We start from the raw sequence: 18,889 nt of genomic DNA on the forward strand, positions 1-18,889 counted from the left end.
AGTGATAACTTCTCGTAAGGTCGCTAACATAGCGGTAACCTTTTAAAAAGAAGCCACAAATAATTATCAACGTATTAATATCAAGATATTTTAATATCCGGATATTTAATTATTTAGGTTTAACAATTTTAAGAGGTTACAGACATGGAACAAATTACCGATGGTCTAAAAGAGCAATTCGCTCGCAATATCGGACTCGTTATTCAACAAGAAGGCTCAAAACTCCGTAAGTTCGTTACAAATGAAACTCAAGAGACGGAAGTAATATATTTTGAGACGATGCACACCCACGAAGCTTTGCCGAGGCATAGAACGGCAGCAGGCTATCATGAACCCGGTGACGGTAATGAGAATAAACTTGAAAAACTAACCGAATTTAAAACTCCAAGAATTACTAGACGCCAAGCAACGGCGCAAGCCTATTATTGGACGGCTGCCATGGATAGAAACGATAAGCTTAATTTGCTTAGCGATCCGACGTCTAAATTCCCAAAACTTGCAGGCTGGGCAATAGGTAGGAAACAAGATCAAATTATTATCAATAGCTTTGCCTCGCCTGTTAACGGCGGTAGAACGGGGCAAAATCTCATCTACTTTGACGTAGCAAATAACGTTATTCCGGTAGGAGTAAAACTTGTTGATGCGACGCTTGCACTGCATGCAAATAGCTTAGCAGGCGTTCATAACGGGCAGCAAGGAGCAAACGCCAAGGAAGCAATGCGAACCGGCGGATTAACAGTCGAGAAACTACTTAAAACTCAACAATTACTTAAAAAACACAGTTTCGGTGCAGATGAAAAATATTATTTAGTTTGCTCCTCTCATCAAATCGGCAATTTACTCCGAGATAGCCAAGTAACAAGCTACGATTATAACAGCGTTAAAGCCTTAGTAAGCGGGGAAATAAACTCATTTGTCGGCTTTAATTTTATCATTACCGAGATGCTAGGAGGCATAAGAGGTACGACCAACTCCATAAGAGATTGTTACGCCTTTACGGAAAGTTCTATAAGATTCGGTAGTGTTACCGGTTCAGTTGAGCGGCAAATAGATAGGTTAGTGCAATATCACTATGCACCGAGTTTATACTATTCCGAAAGCTTTGGGGCTACTCGTACCGAAGAGGGGCAAATAGTTTGCATTAAATGCTTAGAGCCGGCTGATGTTGCAGGACATACGGGAGAACATTGGCAGGCAGCAGCAGATGATGCGCATTTTAACGGTGCAGTGCATGCAAGTATCGTCCCACGGCAGATGATTGGAGCGCAATGTCGTAATGTCGATAATACGGCAAATATTGTAGTTGATGCATTAGAGCCGTTACTATTGAAATAAAAAGCCGTAAATTATGAAAGAAGAAATAATCCGCAAAGCATTAGTATTGTTAGGTTCAAATAGTAATATTCAGGGTAATATTTCCGGCGGCAATGCTGCTAATAAAGCCGAGAATCTTTGTGAAGAGTTTGTAGAAGCTTCTATTGAGGAAAATGTCTTGTCGGTTAAATGGGGATTTGCATTAAAACGTATTGATAACATCGAAGGGGAAGAAAGTAGCTTTAAGCCGATACCGGGGATAAATGACTGTGTAAAAGTAGCAGTGATAGTTCCTTCTAACTTAGAGTTTTATATTGAGAGTGGAAGAGTATATTTTAAAGGCGGCAAATTGACTTCGATTTTTTATTACTCGCAGCAGAGCATAGAGCTTTTACTTGATAATGATAAAACGGCTTGGCGTCAGATACCGCAAAGCTTCAAATTGCTTTGTAGTTTAGGACTTGCCTCGCAAGTAGCTTTTGCGATGTATTCAGATAGTTTATTTGCCGACGGCTTAAAAAGACAATATTTAATCAGGCTTGAGGAAGCAAGACGTATCCACTCTATCGGTTACAATTTAATCAATTCCGGTGAAATATAAAACCGTATTTCATGGATAATTTCAAACTATCAATATTCTTATTTGCGTAACTGATAAATAACTTTTATGCCTGAGCAATTCATCTATTCACAAAAAAATAATTTTTCGGGTGGGGAACTAACGCCGACTATTGAAGGACGCACGGAGCTTGGACTATATCAAAACGGCGTGAAGAAATTAATTAACTTCATGCTGTTACCTTCAGGCGGTATTATGCGCCGGCACGGTACGCAGTTTGTACATTTATTTAAGGATAATGTACCACGGAAAATAATAAGTATAATGTTCTCAAGGAAGTTATCTTATTTGCTGATTTTTGAGGCTCATCGAGATAAAACGATCTGCTCGTTTTTTGTCGGCGGTGAACTGTTTTTAACAACTAAAATACTTAAAGATAACGGCGTAGATTTTACCTTCCGAATTAAGGATTTTTCCTATTGCTGCTTTCAAGGAATAGCCTATATAAGTTTTGGTATCAATAGACCAATATTTAAATTCTCAGTCGATCCAGCAATTGTTGAAAAGTTTTATACTCATATTCAAAATTCAAATCAAGCAACGCAGGAAGCGGGTTATAACAGTAGCATAGATAGAGCTATAAATTTCCCTGATAAAGATAAGATGTTTATAATCGAACCGCTTAAATGTCATGTGAATTATTATAAGCAAAATAACCAAGCAATACAAAAACCGTTTAACGAAGTAATATATAATGCTGAAATTGATAAAATAAACGATGAACTAAAAAAGCTGCATAGCCAAAGTGCCGCTAATATCTATGAACAACAGCAAGCACAAATATATGCCACTCACCTAGTAACATTTGAGAATCGCTTATGGTGCTTTGGCGTTAATAAAAATATTCACTCAATTTGGGCAAGCTATAAGGGCGACTTTAGCGATTTTCGTATGGCGTATAAAACTTTGCTAGAAGCCCGTAATCCGTTAACAGCCTTCTCTGCTACTTTTTCCTCTGCGACCTTTGATAACGTCTTATGGTCAATTCCTTTTTCTTCGGAGTTATTGCTGGGGACAACAGACGGCATATATTTAGTAAAAGAAGGGGATCGAGCTAAAGGCGAGTTTATCAAAATCAACAAGGAGCTAGACATACCCGTCTCACCTATAAAACCGATAGTGGTAGGCAAGACTATATTTTTTGTCGAAGGCAGTAATTGTAAAATTAACAGTCTCTATTACTCACAGGAAAAAGGCGGCTTTCAACTATCCGATATTACCGCTTATGCCGAGCATATATTTAGTAGCGGTATCAGGCAAATAATAGGAATTAACAGCCCGTTTTCAATGATTTTCGCAGTACTTAAAAACGGCTCATTTGCTAGTTTTACCTATTCGCAAGATTTAAAAATTATGGGCTGGACACCCCAATTACTCGGCGGTAACAATGCTCTCGTACTAAGTGTTGCACCAATTTATGGCGATAATGAAGATAAATTATATTTTCACGTACGAAGAAATGACGATATAGGTGTTGGCACAAAAGAATATCTAGAAGCACTACACCCTAAATATTTTACTGCTAAAAATAATGAGATGCATAAGCCTATATATGCAGACTGTCATATTAATATTAGTAGACCCGGCGAGCAATTAATAGATCATACTATCATGCAAGCTTTAAAGGATGATAGTAGTGTAGAATTTAGAGGCGGCATTACTAAGCTGGAAACTATAGTCCAATCTCAAGCAGCAAATATTTTAAAGCTAAATATTGATAATATCGATATCGATAATAATTTTAAATACGGCAATAAATTAGTGAGAGATTACGGCGTTGAGAGTGAAGCAATAAAAACTTTTCTAACGAAATACTACAAAGAGCAAATGCCGGCAATTATGGAGCTGCTTGGCGTTTCTTTTGCCTTTTATCGTATTTTCTCAAAAATCTATGCCAATTTAGAAAATGTTTTTAGCGGTGAGCCTGCAAGTTTAGCTGAAGCCGAGCAATTACTTTATGAAGGGGAAAAACTTGTCGGTGATATAATCCAAACTATAAATAATATAATACAACAAAATTGGCAAGTTCCAACAAGTTTGAGTAATAACGAATTAATCGAATATCTACCGAATAGTGCATTTGCATTTTATCCTGCCATCTGTCTAAAAATCAAACAATTAAATCTTGATTCTATAAAAGCTACTTTACGACTTGCGAAAGAAATAATTAAAGCCGCAAAAACTGTTATTAATCTACAGTTTGAGCAGGAACACGAATTAAACGAACTACGTAGAAGCGTTGCAAAATTAAATAAAAAATTACTGCTATATTATGCAAATCGGGATCATGATAATAAGCAGGAGTTATCGGTTAATATAAAAAAATTCTTTAAACAAAAAACGATCGGTTTTTATAGTGAGTTGTTAAATATCACTCATCCGACATTAACGGAGTATTTATTTGGTAGTGATATTAAGAAGTTTATAACGGAGCATTTGACAGATATTGATCAAAATACCAACGAAGAGCAGTTAAAGGAAAAAATTACCGCAATAGTTAAACAGCTCCTTACCAAGCTTGAACAAGGATACGGCAATAGAAAATTTGAGGAAATAGTATCTGATAAAAGACGGGAAGAGATATATAAGTTATTGCAGTCAATAATGCTAGAGAAAAACTTAAATGAAAAAAATAAAGAGTTTTTACTTAATGATCAATTAAGCGAAATTATCAATGAAATAGTTGAAAGTTATGAATTTGTTGAACCAATTTATGGCAGTGAAAGAAGTGACGGGTCAGAAAATGCCCAAAGCGGAGATGATGAAGAGGAAAAAATAAGCGATGAAGTATATACTTTCATGCAAGAGCTAAAGGAAAATTTAAGTAATTTTCAGCGAAGTATCATTGAATATTGCGGGCTGATTATGCCAAATAACAATGCTGCTTTACTTAAAAATATCTTAGAAGATGAAAATAGCATCAAGCTTGAGAAGTATTTATTACTATCCAAAAAATATATGCCGTTATTTAAAAAGATGTTCCCACGCTTAGGACAACATGAAATAGGAGTAATAGCCAAGCATTGCCTGCCGTCTTTTCAGCAAGTTCAGCTTTCGGGTATTTTACAGATCTATCAAAATAACCTAGTTGCTATTATCGGCGATGAAGAACTGCACGGCATAAAGATTTTAGATAATGAACTAATTAAACTAAAATATCCTGTTAGGTTTTTGTCATTAGGATTTAACTATTCTTCGGTGTTACAGACATTTCCGTTTATTTTCCCTGATGAAGTTGAGCATGCGCCTAAAGGCAGCGTTGAGATCGGCTTGAAGCTATTTAACACTAAAGGCGGCTATATTGAGGAAAAACTACCTAACGGCGAGATTAATAAGCAGCATATTAACAGTAGCTACTTAGATACCGACAATTTAATCAGATTCGTCAATGAAAAGAAATACTTAGCTACCAAGGAAGTTACAAATGTCCTTGCAACGCCTTATAAATCTGGGTGGGTAAATTTTGTTTTAAATTCCGGAATTCAAACCGATGTAGATTTTACTTTTGTCGTCAATAAACCTTATCCTGCCAGCATTCTAAAAATATATGCTAAGGCAAAAATATTAGCTAATTATAAGGGGTTATGAAAAATAACTAATCGTCATTGCGAGGAGACATTTATGTCGACGTGGCAATCTAGAAAATATTATGAAACAACCAGTAGTATATATTATTGCAAACAAAAGAAATGGTACTCTCTATACTGGTGTAACTTCTAATCTTATAAAACGCATATATGAGCATAAAAACGGACTTTTAGAGGGATTTTCTAAAAAGTATAATTGTAAAATTCTAGTATTTTATGAGTTACATGACTCTATGGAATCAGCCATAACAAGAGAAAAACAAATTAAAGCAGGTTCAAGAAAAAGGAAAATGGAATTTATTGAGCAACTGAATTCAGAATGGAGAGATTTATATGAGGAAGTTATTTAACTGGATTGCCGCGTCGGTACTTACGTACCTCCTCGCAATGACAGGTATGCATAAGGTTAATTTTTATGTTTAATTTTCTGGAATTTTTTGGCGGCGGTGCAGGGGTGTTTGCCACGGGAGCGTCTTTACTTAATAGCTATGCACAATTAAGGGCTAATAAGGAGCAAGCAGCAAATGCTTTATACAGCCAAAGACATGCGTTAAGAGTATTGAGAGAACAAGAAAGATTTGACTCAAGGCAATCACAGGAGCGTAAAGCAGAATATAGCGAGATCTGTAATTATCACGTTGATATGCTTCGGCAAAACCAATTATCGAATCGGCAGCAGCTAGGGTATAATATCCTCAAAAGCGGTATCGGTATTACTAGCACGGATTCGGCAGGTTTATTATTGCGTCATCAGGCTTATATGGACGAAATGAAAGCTCGGTCTGTCGAAGCCGAATATTATAGTGGCAGGCCAAGATCAAATATCAATTCAGCAATGTCAGATTTAAACAAAGAGTTAATAAACCGCAATATAAGCGGCATAAAATCAGCTGCACCTTGGCAAAATTTGGGTACACTTATTGGCGGTGTTAGGGATTTGGCGAGTATTGCTAGAACCGGAGAGTAGATCAATGAAATGGCAAGCAATAGCGGGTGTTACAAGTCAACTTAACGAGGAAGCTAGGGGCTATTTAGTCCGTAAGCTTGAGAAAGACGCTGCTGTTCAAATTCCGGATATTTGGTCGGATTTTATTAATGATACTACCAAACATTTACATCAATCACAAAGCAATCTTGAAATCGCTAATGATGAGAAGACAGGCAGTTTAACTGCTCTGACACAATTTGATGAGCTACATCCGGATTTTTTAGAAAATAACAAGCCGTTTTTGAAATATACTCTTGATAAATACGATCAAAGAGCGGCGGGGTATCTAGCGAATGTTAAAAATCCAATTACTAAGAAAATCCTACAAAGCAAAATCGGTGATTATCGAGTAAATTTGGCAGATAAGTTTAGCAATACCGAAGTAAGGTTAATTGACGGCAAACGTCATAATATGGCTATTGAAGCAATAGAGAAATCAAAAAGTGCTACTTACGATAATCCACAGCTTTACGAGAGTCACTTACAGGACTGCTCCATTGCCGTAAATTCATTATCCTTACTACCGCAAGAGAAAGAGCAGTTATTACACCAAGCCAAAGAAGAACTAGCGGGAGCGGCAGCAATGGGAGTAGTAGCACATTCACCGGAAGCTATAATACGTGGACACGCTCTGCCACCTGAAGCCCAGCCGTTATGGCAACAGCATCTATCATTTGAGCAAAGAATAAAGCTAGAGAATCAAGCAAATAACCTAATTCATCATAAACAATTAATGTTGCAACAGGAGGTAAAATCATCATGGAAGCCTCATTTAGCTAGCATTCTTGAAACCGGCCAAGGTATTAAAGCCATAGATAACCTTTTGCGGGTAGCTTTCAGTAGTGATGATCCGAATCTTTATAAGCTAAAGCAGGATGAAGCAGTTTATAAACAAGCATTTCTTATAACGCAGCATTTAAAGACAGCTCCTTTAAGCGAAGGGGATAATATTTTAGCGGCTATTGCTCCTAAAGCCGGTGATCTTGATTACGACAGTAAAGAGAGAATGCATCATACGTTAGTAAAATACCACCACGAGCAGATGAGACTAGCCGGTACTGACCCAGCTGCTTTTGTCGAGCAATTATTTAAAGATGAGATACCGCAAAATTTATCTATGGAACAGCGTTATATACTCCGCAAGCAATTACAAGAGCAGAAAGGTATACCTTCTTATGCACAGAAATATTTAATAAATGCCGAGAGTAATGCGTTTTTAAGAAAATTAAATAGTGGTGATATTAACGAAATAAAAAATACGGTAAATAGTATTATTGGCCTTCGTGATGATAACGGCAACCGGTATGGGCTTGAGGTTATGGATGAACTTTTAGCTACTAATAAAAATGATAAGTTAGCATTGTTAATACATCACTATGCCGAGAATAAGTTATTTAACCGTGATACTGCCGAGGCGTTTATGGAGATGATAGGAGCAAATAATTTATTTAGCAAAACTGAAGAGAAAGAGTTTACCAAAATCATCGAGAATGATGAGAATGTAGAAAAATGGTCTAATAATTTAAAATGGCAAAATATCCAAAGCGGTTCGGAAATAGAACAAATGAAACACGGCATTAAATACTTAGCGGCTTATTATCATTCACAGCAAAGTTTATCAGCGGAAGATGCGGTAAAGAAAGCACGAGAAAAACTTATTGATAAAGTATATATGAATATCGAAAACAAACAATTACAGATCCCAAGGCAAATAATAGCCGGTAATATGATCCATAATTTGGATGAAGATTATATTGAAGCAAATCTTGTTGAACTGCAAAGAGGAATTATTAACGGCACTGTGCCATATGATTACCCTACTTGCTTTGGAATATCCGGGGAGGATGCTATAGGTGAAGAGGCAGCTAGCCGTATAAGAGCAGAAGTATTGCGGCAAGGTAGATGGAAAATGACCCCTGACAAAAAGAGTGTCTATTATACTTATTTAACGAAAGACGGCAGCTATTTACCGGTAATGGCAGCACCAAATAAAATATTAAAATTTGATTTAGTTGATTTAAATAATCCGGCTAGCTTAGAGAGACAAAAGCAAAATTTTTTAAACGCCATCTCCAATACCCCTTATGAAAATTAAAGGAAATAGCCATGTTTGGTAAGTACCTGCAAGTTTATATTCCTGATTTACCGGAGCATAAAAGCATAATTGATATTGCCGGCAGTAGCAAAATGGACGTCTGGCGAGCCGCAGCACATCAGGCTTACGATGATAGCCCGAGCTTAAGCAGTGTATTTAATCCGGAAAATATAGAATATTTTACCGGTCTTCAGCTACGAAGTATGAGGATATTAGTTTCAGACGATTACTCTTATGAGAAAAAAATTACCCAAGAAGAATTTGAAGCAAAATATAAAGATACAAGATTAAAATACGATCCTAATTTTACTGAAGATGAAATAAAAAGTATTTTAGAGAAAGACAAGCAGCGAGAAATAAACGAATATATCATCTCAAGAGGCAAAGGGGGACTCGTTGAAGCAATCGGCAAGTTTGGCGTAGAAATAGTGGCAAGCAATTTATCGCCGATAAATATAGCGGCGTCTTTTGTGCCGATCGGCGGGCAAGCTAGATGGGCGGCAGCAGCCTTAAAATACGGAGCGTTAAAAACAACACTCGCTAAAGGTGTTGTAGGCGGAGCGGCAGGACAAGTATTTCTTGAACCTATTACACATTATGAGCGAAATCGCGAGCAAAGAGAATACGGCTTAAAGGATAGTGTCGTTAATATTCTGCAAAGCGGTTTATTCGGCGGGGCATTACATGGTCTAGGCTATTCGGCTAAATATTTAAAAAACCGTTATTTTGTCACGAGCGAAACTTTAGCTCCGGAAGTTAAAACCGATCATCCCATAGTAGATAGTCAATTTAAAGAAAATACTTTAGCAGTACTTGCAGAAAGCGATCCACAACAATTAGCTACCGAACCCCACAATACTGAATCTTATAACCTTGATTCAAATAATTCTGCTTTAAATGATTCTACTACTCTTTCACCCGTTCCTATTCTTGCAAAATTACAGGCGGCAAAATTAAAATTAATAGGCAAAGCCGAAAAACAATTTCCGCAGTATTTTAATCAATATAAGAAACTTGCTACTCTAGAGCAATCGTTACATGAACAGTTTTATACCGGCAATAAGACAGAGAAGTTGCCGAAACATTTAAAGAAGAGTTTACAACAGGAAAAGGCAAAGTTGAAAACATTGAAGGAGCAATATATTAACCGGCCTGAATTTCAGAAATATTTAACTGAAGAAAAGAAATTAAACAACCGGATAAAAGTTAATCTAAGAAAAGAGCAGTATGAGCTGCGAGCTTATGATTTATCACCTGAAAATTTATATATAGCACGTAACCAAATAAACGAGGGAAAACATATAAATCTAGATAATCCACACGAGGCAGTGTCTATTTATGAAGGAGATGGATCAGTAGAAGGAGAAAGAACAGCAAGAAAAACAAGAAAAAAAAGAGGAGCAGAAGAAGAAACAACTATAGACAATGCTACAAATACTGAAATAGCTAGCTTAGCAGAGCAAGTAGCTTCGCTTAAAGATGAAGTAGCAAATTTACCTGAAGAGCATAAAGCTAGCTATAAGGAAGAGCTAATTACCGAGGAACAAATTGAAAAGCTCGTCGGTGAAGTAATTAACAGAATAAAAAAACGAGGAAATGAAAAATCACTAGCAGCTCTTTTAAATACTCTTTCGATAGTTGATAAGGAGTTAGTCGGGAAATTAAAAACTCTTCATAAGGATTATACCGGGAACAGAAAATTAGCACTATTGGAGCGAAATAAAGAGATCGACATGTTTGTAAGTGACTTTAAAGAAAAAAGTTTTTTAAGAAAAAGAGATAATGCTTTAAAATTAATTAAGCAAGCTGAAGGAGAGAGTTTTATTCGTAGGTTTGTCAACAAGACCAGAGGCACTCTAGAGTATTTGCGACAAGTGTGTTTAAGGCAAGTAGCAGTAGAGCGGGAGTTTTTATACGGATTGCTGCGAGATTTAGAACAAGCCGGCTTAACTGCCGATTTCAGCAACAAAAAATATGAGGCTGATATAGTGCAGGAGTTGTGGAATATAACCCATCCAAACAAAAAAGATACCCGTAGTTATAGAGCTAAAGATATTGCATCTATTATTTATAAATGGCAAATGAAAGCAATTAATCGTGCCAATTTGGCGGGAGCTTATATTATCCCGTACGAGGGCTATATTACCAGGCGAACTCATGATGCAAAAAAGCTACTGGAAGCAGGCTTTGAGAAGTGGTTAAAGTTTATAGAGCCGTTACTTGACCGTGAAAAGACCGGTAAAGTAGATTTTAGGAAAATATATAATAATCTAGCAACTGAAACGCATTTAAACGATGTAGACGAATATTTAGTGTTCACTTTTAAACGAGATAAAGGCAAGAATAAAAATAGTACCAAGGATAATATAGCCGATATGACTCCGGAAGACAGAAAGCTACATTTTAAAAATGAGCAGTGGAAAGCGGAATTATCGTTTAAAAGCAATAAAACAGCAAATAAAAGCGGCGGCATCGGTAATGTAGCCAACAAGGTATCGGCATGTCGAAAGCTACATTTTAAAACTGCCGAAGCAGAACTAAAATATTTATATGAGTTCGGTAATTACTCTCCTCCTAATGTTGTTGACAAAGTTTTAAATCCCCTAATACCTACAAAATCATTTATAGCTGAATCTATTGTTAGTAACTTAAGCAAACTTAGTAAAAGCATCGGCATTTTAGAAACTATGGGATCAAATCCACAAGAAATGTTAAATACTTTAAGAGAAACTGCTACCGGCGAATTACAAGCAGCCGCCACTAAAAATGCCGGCAAGTTGCAAGCAGCTTCCACTAAAAATACCGCCATATTTAAGGATTTAGAAGGGTTAAAGGGTAATAGCAAATTTGATAATCAACTAGCTTTAATGTTAGGGGTGCGTTCTGAAGTGCCGCGAGTAGATAGGATACTCGGAGCTTACCGTGCTTGGAAATGTATCAGTAATCTCGGCAGTACGGTAATCAGCTCTTTTGCCGATGCTGCTACTTTTGTTGCTGAATTACAAAATAACGGCATCCCCTTCCTTGAGTCCTATCGTAATATTATTCAAGTGTTTAGCTCTAGTTTTAACCCTAAACAAAAGAAGGAATTTGGTATGCTACTCGGTGTAGGGGTCGACTCACTATTCGGCGGTATTTATTCAAGACTAAGCGGCGAGGGAGAAGTAGCGGGCAGTATAACAAAATTAATGAACGCTTTTTTTAAGTTAAATTGTATGGAATGGTGGGACAATGCTTGGAAGGGGGCTGTTGCTAACGTACTATCTCATAATTTGGCTATGGAGTTGTCAGTAGAAAAACCATTTAGAGCTTTATATACAGGACTACAAACTTTATTAGAGCGATATAATATTAACGAAAATAATTGGCATTTATATAAAGAGCTTATCCAAACTGTCGAAGGTAAAAAATATTTAATCCCCGATGTTAATTTATTAAATTCATTACCCGATAAGCTCATTAACGCCCATTTAATACTTGAGGGCAAGGGAATAAACGAACTTAATAGGACAAGATTTAAGCAGAATATAACCAATAACCTTCGTAGATACTTAATTGATCGAGTAGATACGGCAATTCCTACCCCTCATACTGCGGAAAGGAACGCCGTGCAACTCGGCAATCTCGGCATACAGCAAGGTACACCGATAGCGGCGGTCGTTAAATGTCTGATGCAGTTTAAAACCTTTGCTTATACTTATGCGGCAAGATCACTTAAAGCTGCAACTATCGATCAAATCCCGATTCATGAGCAACGAGGCTACGGCTTATTTGATAAGGGTACTTGGCAAGATTTAGGTAAATCTTTAGAAAACCCTACTACTTTAAAAATACTTTCGCAGTTATTAATGGGTACTACCGGACTTGGCTATTTATCGATTAATGCCGGAAGGTTACTACGAGGGCAAGAATTACTCGCTCCAAACGATGAAGGAGCATTTACTGCTTCTGTACTTAAAGGCGGCGGGCTTGGCATATATGGGGATTTTCTCTTTGGGGAATATAATCGTTATAACCATAATTTACTTCAAGAGTTAGCCGGACCGTTCGGCGGCGATTTAATAGATTTCGGCAAATTATCTGTGATGGCAAAAAGCGGCGATCCTAAAGCCCAAGAATTGTTAACTAGAACTCTAAAAAGAAACATCCCCGGACGAAACTTATTTTACCTACTACCCGCTCTATTTGCGATTGAAAAAATGAGCAAATAATGCGATCTAAATGTGATTAATCTGATGCAAATACATTTTTTCCATGTTATAATAACAGCTCTAAATGCTGATATTATAGAGGTTTTGAGATGCATAAGATTATTAAAACATTCAAATCAAGAAAGAAAATTATTAAGTTAAAAGATATCATGAAGGCTGTTTATTCGGCAGCGTCAAATCAAATAGCCGATATTGCTAAACTGAATCTAAAGAAGGCTTTAATTCCGCATCAAGTAGAGCGAGCCGAGATTGAGATAAAAAGCCTAACTCATAAAGAGTTAATTACCGTGCCAAAAAACTCCCTAACATTTTTAAGCGGCACTGAACTGCCTTTTACTATAATTGATAACGACTCAAATTTGGCAGGTGAATATATCGTCTTACCTTGGGAGCTTAATAGTAGAGAAGGCAAAGATATCTTAAAGAATATCATCAAAAAAATCCCCTTCATACCTCAAAGCCTGACTTATACGTTATATATTAATCTTGAGGAAAATACTAACCCGGTACCGCAAGCTAACCAAGATATAACTCAAGCTCTAAGCGTGGTTACTCAGTCGGTAGAAGATTATAGTTGGTCTGATGATAGTTTTACCGAAGATAATGTTGAAGGGTTATTACAGGAACTAGAAAAATTGAAGAAGGAAGTAGAAGCATTAAAGCAAGAAAGAGATTATAAAAAAAGATTAGAATTTAATAAGGAACTAGAATTTCATCAAGGAGTAGCACCGAAAAACGGCGATTGGACTATCGAGTTACCTTCAAAATTTATAGGCAAGAGGCTTAATACAAAATCTCTATATTCCCCAAGTGGCATTGAGATTACTGAGGGTGCTAATAAGGACTATGTATTTACTTCTACGACGCCGATGAGTGTACCCGATATTAAACATAAAATTACAATTGATAATGTAGCGGGTAATATCATCTGCGATATTGATAACAAAAAATTAATTATAGGCGGTAGTAGTTTCGGTAACCTTTCTGCGCAGTAATTAATAAATAAAAGTATAAATACAGCAAAAAATAAATGAAGCATAAATGATAAATATAATAAAAATAACGGGTAAATCAATATGTTAGCAATTATCGGCAGTTTAGTAGGTTTCTTTAGTAGCTTTGTGCCGGAAGTTTTTAATTTCTTCAAGGATAAGAAAGACAAGGAACACGAATTAAAACTAATCAATTTGCAAATAGAAGCAGCGAAAGCCAACGAAAACACTAAGCTCGAAGCGGTGAAGATTCAAGCGGATACGGAAGAAAGTAAATATTTATATTTGCATGCCGCCCCTAGTAAAGTGAAATGGGTTGATGCGTTTGCTGCTTTAGTGCGTCCCTTTATTACTTACGCCTTTTTTGGTCTGTATGTTTACTTGAAAATTATCCTTTTCGGAGGAGGTGATGACGTGGCTATAGCCGAAATATGGAATGATGAAGATCGCGGCATATTCGGTACGGTTATAGGCTTCTGGTTCGGCAATCGAGCCTTTAACAAAAATAAGCAATAAGGGCAATGCTAATGGGTACTAGAAAACTAGCAAAAGAACTAATCAAGCAGTTTGAGGGCTTGAGCCTAACCGCTTATCGCTGTCCTGCAGGTTTAAGAACAATCGGCTACGGGCATGTGATAAAACGGCATGAACAAGCACAAATAGGTAATAAAATCACCAAAGAGCAAGCCGAGCTATTACTTGAGGAAGATGTAAAACAGGCACAAGCGGTGCTATATAGATATTGCAGTGTCTATTTAAGCATACCGCAAAAAGTCGCCTTGATCTCGTTTATTTTTAATTGTGGATCCGGAGCGTTTCAAGCGTCGACGTTGCGGCAAAAATTAAACCGAGAGGAATACTACGAAGCTGCTAATCAGCTACTTAGATGGGTGCATGATTCTAAAGGTGTAAGGTTGCGGGGACTCGTTAAACGCCGAGAAGTAGAGAAAGCAGTGTTTTTAGAGGAAGTACCAGCATATTTGCCGAATAATGTAACAAGTTTTGCAAGAAATACGAATAGCTTACCCCTTCATTCTGCTTCTAACACTCCATTATTAAACATTATTGCTAATGCAATTAAAGGCTTTTTCAAGAAAATTAAACCGGCTTGAAATGTTTAAACATAAATATTAATTAAAGAGAAATATTAAATAAAAATTACCGAAGGTTAAGATGAGCGTTATAATCACTACTAAACTTGAAAATTTACCGGAAGCTTTAAAGGTTCTGGATCAAGAGTTAAACACCGCAAAAGTCTCTACTAAGTCCCATGCAGCAAAAGTCCGCGAACCGATAACAACGAATGAAGCGCGGGATCTGTATAGCAACGCATTAGATAGTACCATCGAAGCTACTAAGGAGATCGTTACCATAGTGGAAGATCTGAATAAATTAGAAGAGTTAAAAAAACAATTGCTGGAAAAAGAAGATATTTTAAAGGTGAGCGTCATGAATTACATGCAATTACATAGCAAACTAACCTTTAACAATAAATGCCTTGTTACTTGGAAAAGCCACAGCCGCAGCAGCTTCGACCTTGCCTCTTTCAAAACCGAATTCCCCGATATGTATGGGTTATTTCAGAAAGAAAATACCAGCAGGATATTTCGGTTGGGCTAATATTTACAATTAGCGGCGTTGTTGCATGGCTCGAAAATTAATAAAAAACTCGTCATTGCGAAGCCACGAAGTGGCTGCGGCAATCTAGTTTTTGTCATGCTGAACTTGTTTCAGCATCTATTAAAAAGATACTGAAATAAATTCAGGATGACAGAAAAGTATTTTTCCTGGATTGCCGCGTCGGCATAAATGTCTCCTCGCAATGACGATTCCGGTAGCCATGCAACAACGCCAATAACATCAGCTGTAGATCATTCGTTGTTATTTCCTTAATTACCTATAACTATCCAAGTAATAAAGGAACTTCCCCAATTAATAGAGAAGAATCAACCAAATAGTCTGTAATATTGTTTGTAGGTAAGTTATCTGCATCAGCATATAATATAGGCTGCATATTATCTGCTTGAACTTGAGGAGCTAGATCATTTAGCATTTCTATATTTTTAACAGTACCAAACTGCACTTGCGGCAAGTTTTCTAGTGCTTGATTTGTGCCTGCGAGTTCCGCTTTAATATAAGATAAAACTAGGTTGCCCTCTCCTTGTTGTTTGACAAATTCGTTTAAATCCTTAGCTAAAACTTTAACATTTTCAAAATAACTCGCTAAAAGTTCTTGCGTGATAACAGGTTTATCTAATAACTGCTGCCCCTGCACTTTATGTTCTAGAAGTGATTTTTTAAGCCAGCTTAACAGGTTTTGATTTGTAAGAGTAACCGGCTCTAGCTGCTCTATAATATACTCTAATTTCTGAGAAACATTATTATAACCATTCAAAGCCTCTGCTGCTTGCTCGATAGAAATCAGTTTTTGAGTTGTAGTAACTTGTTCATCACTATTTTTTCCCTGAAACCAGTTTACAATTTCATTATAGCCGTGTTTAAGCAAATGAACTCCCACCTGAATTAGTGGAATTTGTGCTGCATGTATAACAGGTATACTGTGCCACATAGGCTCTGCATTAGAGCTATCATAAGCTGAATCAGTATCACGACCTAAACGAGCATGAGCATTATTATCAACATCGGGTAGCTTATAACCGGCAATGTCTATTGATTTATCATTATGATCTTGCTGAAAAGAGTCTATTTTTTTACCGGTAGAAGTAGCTGCCTTTTTTGTAGTACTTTTAGCTTTGCCGGTACTGCCAACTTTACCAGTACTGCCAACAGGTAATACATTAAGATTATCAATCTTTTGTAAGTCATGCCCGTGACCGTTTTGAAAAAAGTCCACCCCCTCATCAGTAGGAGTAATTATTTTTGGAGTACTTGTAATAGTATTTGTTTCAGTGCTTGATTTATCCTCATGAGCCGTAGAGACTTTTGAAGCTTTAGTGGTTTTATGTTTACTTTTAATTACTTTTATCGATGATAAAGCTATGCTACTTGAGCTAATAACAAGGCTTGGGCTAGATGAATCACTAGGCGACGGTGATAGTGACGGACTAGGACTTAGCGAAGCACTCGGTGACGGCGATGGTGACGGACTAAGGCTTGGTGAATCACTAGGTGACGGCGATAACGACGGGCTAGAGCTTAGCGAATCACTAGGCGACGGCGATAACGACGGACTAGGACTTAGCGAATCACTAGGCGACGGTGATAATGACGGGCTAGGACTTAGCGAATCACTAGGCGACGGTGATGGCGACGGGCTAGGACTTAGCGACGGACTAGGCGACGGTGATAGCGACGGACTAGGACTTGGCGAATCACTAGGCGATGGCGATAACGACGGGCTAGGACTTAGCGAAGCACTAGGCGATGGCGATAACGACGGGCTAGGACTTAGCGAAGCACTAGGCGATGGCGATGGCGACGGACTAGGGCTCGGTGAAGGACTAGACGACAGTGATGGGCTTGGGCAAGGTAATAGATTTGCTCCCGATATTACATACGTTGCTCCTTGAGAATTTCCGCTAGGATAGCCTATTGCCCCAACAAGCAGTTCCTGTTTACCATCACCATCTAAATCTCCTACTGCCCCTACAGCAATGCCTGATTGGTCATTGTTGTTTTCACCCACTAACCTGCCGATACTACCGGCAGTCGGAGTAAGAGAGAAGCTACCTCCTAATGCCAAGTTAATACTGTTTCCCGATACTATATACGTTGCTCCTTGGAAATTTCCGCTAGGGTAGCCCAATGCACCAATAAGCAGTTCGGATTTACCATCACCGTTTAAGTCTCCTATGCTACTTATAGAAAAGCTTGAGTAGTCATTGTTATTTTCACCTACAAACCTGATAATACCGGCAGCTGGAGTAAGAGAGAAGCTGCCACCTAATGCCAAGTTAATACTGTTTCCCGATACTACATATGTTGCTCCTTGCCGAGTCCCGCTAAGATAGCTTTCTGCCCCAATAAGCAGTTCGGATTTACCGTCACCGTTTAAGTCTCCTATGCTACTCACGGAAACCCCTGATCTGTCACTATTGTTTTCTCCTACAAACCTGACAATACCAGCAGCTGGAGTAAGAGAAAAGCTGCCTCCTGCAGCAAGGTTGATACTAGCTCCTGATACTACATATGTTGCTCCTTGTAAATTCGAGCTAGGATATCCGTATGCACCGATAAGCAGTTCGGATTTACCGTCACCGTTTAAGTCTCCTATGCTACTCACGGAAACACCTGATCCGTCGCTATTGTTTTCTCCTACAAACCTGACAATACCAGCAGCTGGAGTAAGGGAAAAGCTGCCTCCTGCAGCAAGGTTGATAGTGCTTCCTGATACTATATACGTTGCTCCTTGAGCACTTCCGCTAGGATAGCCTTCTGCTCCAATAAGCAGTTCGGATTTACCGTCACCGTCTAAATCTCCTATGCTATTTACAGAGCGGCCTGAAACGTCATTATTGTTTTCCCCTACAAACCTAACAATACCGCTACCTGCAATCGCATAATTAGCTAACGGAATATTACCGCCTGCAGCCAAATTAATAGTGCTTCCCGATACTATATACGTTGCTCCTTGGGCATTTAAGCTAGGATAGAAGTATGCACCAATAAGCAGTTCGGATTTACCATCACCGTCTAAATCTCCTATACTATTCACGGAAACGCTTGATTGGTCATTGTTGTTTTCCCCTACAAACCTAACAATACCAGCAGCTGGAGTAAGAGAAATACTACCTCCTGTACTCAAGTTAATATTGTTTCCCGATACTACATATGTTGCTCCTTGCTGAGTTCCGCTAGGGTAGGTGTATGCACCAATAAGCAGTTCGGATTTACCATCACCGTCTAAATCTCCTATGCTACCCACGATAACACCTGAAGCGTCATTGTTGTTTTCTCCTATTATAATTGTGTTATTATGGCATTTTCCTATAGTGCCTAACGTAAAACTTTCTGGAAACATATACTACTCCTTGATTAATTGATAATTAAACTAAATATTAAATTTATGCATTAATTAGAAATCTAAATAAACTATTATAAGCATCTAATAATTATTGATATC

The 18,889-nt window shown here is 37.7% G+C and carries 12 protein-coding genes; 11 read left to right on the forward strand and 1 reads right to left on the reverse strand.

Going from position 1 to position 18,889, the window contains the following annotated elements:
- The first annotated feature begins 144 nt into the window (after positions 1-144).
- The 11 genes from AAGD64_RS10305 (at position 145) to AAGD64_RS10355 (ending at position 15,426) form a co-directional block, all read left to right on the forward strand.
- Positions 145-1,335 (forward strand): phage capsid protein, encoded by a 1,191-nt coding sequence (locus tag AAGD64_RS10305; RefSeq protein WP_341793361.1) that lies wholly within the window; start codon positions 145-147, stop codon positions 1,333-1,335.
- A 13-nt stretch (positions 1,336-1,348) separates the two neighbouring features.
- Positions 1,349-1,915: a hypothetical protein gene (locus tag AAGD64_RS10310; RefSeq protein WP_341793362.1), complete on the forward strand. Its 567-nt coding sequence runs from the start codon at positions 1,349-1,351 to the stop codon at positions 1,913-1,915.
- Positions 1,916-1,981: 66 nt separating this feature from the next.
- Positions 1,982-5,521: a hypothetical protein gene (locus AAGD64_RS10315; protein ID WP_341793363.1), complete on the forward strand. Its 3,540-nt coding sequence runs from the start codon at positions 1,982-1,984 to the stop codon at positions 5,519-5,521.
- A gap of 61 nt (positions 5,522-5,582) precedes the next feature.
- A complete protein-coding gene (locus tag AAGD64_RS10320) occupies positions 5,583-5,870 on the forward strand; it encodes a GIY-YIG nuclease family protein (protein WP_341793364.1) in 288 nt (95 codons plus the stop codon).
- 65 nt (positions 5,871-5,935) lie between these two features.
- Complete coding sequence (locus AAGD64_RS10325) at positions 5,936-6,487, forward strand: hypothetical protein (RefSeq protein WP_341793365.1); 552 nt, start codon at positions 5,936-5,938, stop codon at positions 6,485-6,487.
- A 4-nt stretch (positions 6,488-6,491) separates the two neighbouring features.
- A complete protein-coding gene (locus AAGD64_RS10330) occupies positions 6,492-8,603 on the forward strand; it encodes a hypothetical protein (RefSeq protein WP_341793366.1) in 2,112 nt (703 codons plus the stop codon).
- Between the two features lie 11 nt (positions 8,604-8,614).
- Entirely contained in the window at positions 8,615-12,814 is a 4,200-nt protein-coding gene (locus AAGD64_RS10335; protein ID WP_341793367.1) for a hypothetical protein, read from the forward strand.
- An 89-nt stretch (positions 12,815-12,903) separates the two neighbouring features.
- Positions 12,904-13,809, forward strand: a complete 906-nt coding sequence (locus AAGD64_RS10340; protein WP_341793368.1) for a hypothetical protein — start codon at positions 12,904-12,906, stop codon at positions 13,807-13,809.
- 81 nt (positions 13,810-13,890) lie between these two features.
- A complete protein-coding gene (locus AAGD64_RS10345) occupies positions 13,891-14,322 on the forward strand; it encodes a hypothetical protein (RefSeq protein ID WP_253308254.1) in 432 nt (143 codons plus the stop codon).
- A gap of 11 nt (positions 14,323-14,333) precedes the next feature.
- Positions 14,334-14,918, forward strand: coding sequence for a lysozyme (locus AAGD64_RS10350; RefSeq protein WP_341793369.1), 585 nt, complete (start codon positions 14,334-14,336; stop codon positions 14,916-14,918).
- A gap of 61 nt (positions 14,919-14,979) precedes the next feature.
- Complete coding sequence (locus AAGD64_RS10355; protein WP_341793370.1) at positions 14,980-15,426, forward strand: hypothetical protein; 447 nt, start codon at positions 14,980-14,982, stop codon at positions 15,424-15,426.
- A gap of 283 nt (positions 15,427-15,709) precedes the next feature.
- On the opposite strand, the gene AAGD64_RS10360 is transcribed toward AAGD64_RS10355, so the two are convergent.
- Complete coding sequence (locus tag AAGD64_RS10360) at positions 15,710-18,787, reverse strand: integrin alpha (RefSeq protein ID WP_341793371.1); 3,078 nt, start codon at positions 18,785-18,787, stop codon at positions 15,710-15,712.
- Positions 18,788-18,889 lie beyond the last annotated feature (102 nt).

This window comes from Rickettsia endosymbiont of Ceutorhynchus obstrictus (genome assembly GCF_964026565.1).
Lineage (GTDB): Bacteria > Pseudomonadota > Alphaproteobacteria > Rickettsiales > Rickettsiaceae > Rickettsia.

Excerpts from the sequence above, each read along its gene's own strand:
- AAGD64_RS10335 (WP_341793367.1), top strand. The coding sequence starts at position 8,615 with ATGTTTGGTAAGTACCTGCAAGTTTATATTCCTGATTTACCGGAGCAT.
- AAGD64_RS10345 (WP_253308254.1), top strand. The coding sequence starts at position 13,891 with ATGTTAGCAATTATCGGCAGTTTAGTAGGTTTCTTTAGTAGCTTTGTG.
- AAGD64_RS10320 (WP_341793364.1), top strand. The coding sequence starts at position 5,583 with ATGAAACAACCAGTAGTATATATTATTGCAAACAAAAGAAATGGTACT.
- AAGD64_RS10330 (WP_341793366.1), top strand. The coding sequence starts at position 6,492 with ATGAAATGGCAAGCAATAGCGGGTGTTACAAGTCAACTTAACGAGGAA.
- AAGD64_RS10360 (WP_341793371.1), bottom strand. The coding sequence starts at position 18,787 with ATGTTTCCAGAAAGTTTTACGTTAGGCACTATAGGAAAATGCCATAAT.
- AAGD64_RS10310 (WP_341793362.1), top strand. The coding sequence starts at position 1,349 with ATGAAAGAAGAAATAATCCGCAAAGCATTAGTATTGTTAGGTTCAAAT.
- AAGD64_RS10305 (WP_341793361.1), top strand. The coding sequence starts at position 145 with ATGGAACAAATTACCGATGGTCTAAAAGAGCAATTCGCTCGCAATATC.
- AAGD64_RS10355 (WP_341793370.1), top strand. The coding sequence starts at position 14,980 with ATGAGCGTTATAATCACTACTAAACTTGAAAATTTACCGGAAGCTTTA.
- AAGD64_RS10325 (WP_341793365.1), top strand. The coding sequence starts at position 5,936 with ATGTTTAATTTTCTGGAATTTTTTGGCGGCGGTGCAGGGGTGTTTGCC.
- AAGD64_RS10350 (WP_341793369.1), top strand. The coding sequence starts at position 14,334 with ATGGGTACTAGAAAACTAGCAAAAGAACTAATCAAGCAGTTTGAGGGC.
- AAGD64_RS10315 (WP_341793363.1), top strand. The coding sequence starts at position 1,982 with ATGCCTGAGCAATTCATCTATTCACAAAAAAATAATTTTTCGGGTGGG.
- AAGD64_RS10340 (WP_341793368.1), top strand. The coding sequence starts at position 12,904 with ATGCATAAGATTATTAAAACATTCAAATCAAGAAAGAAAATTATTAAG.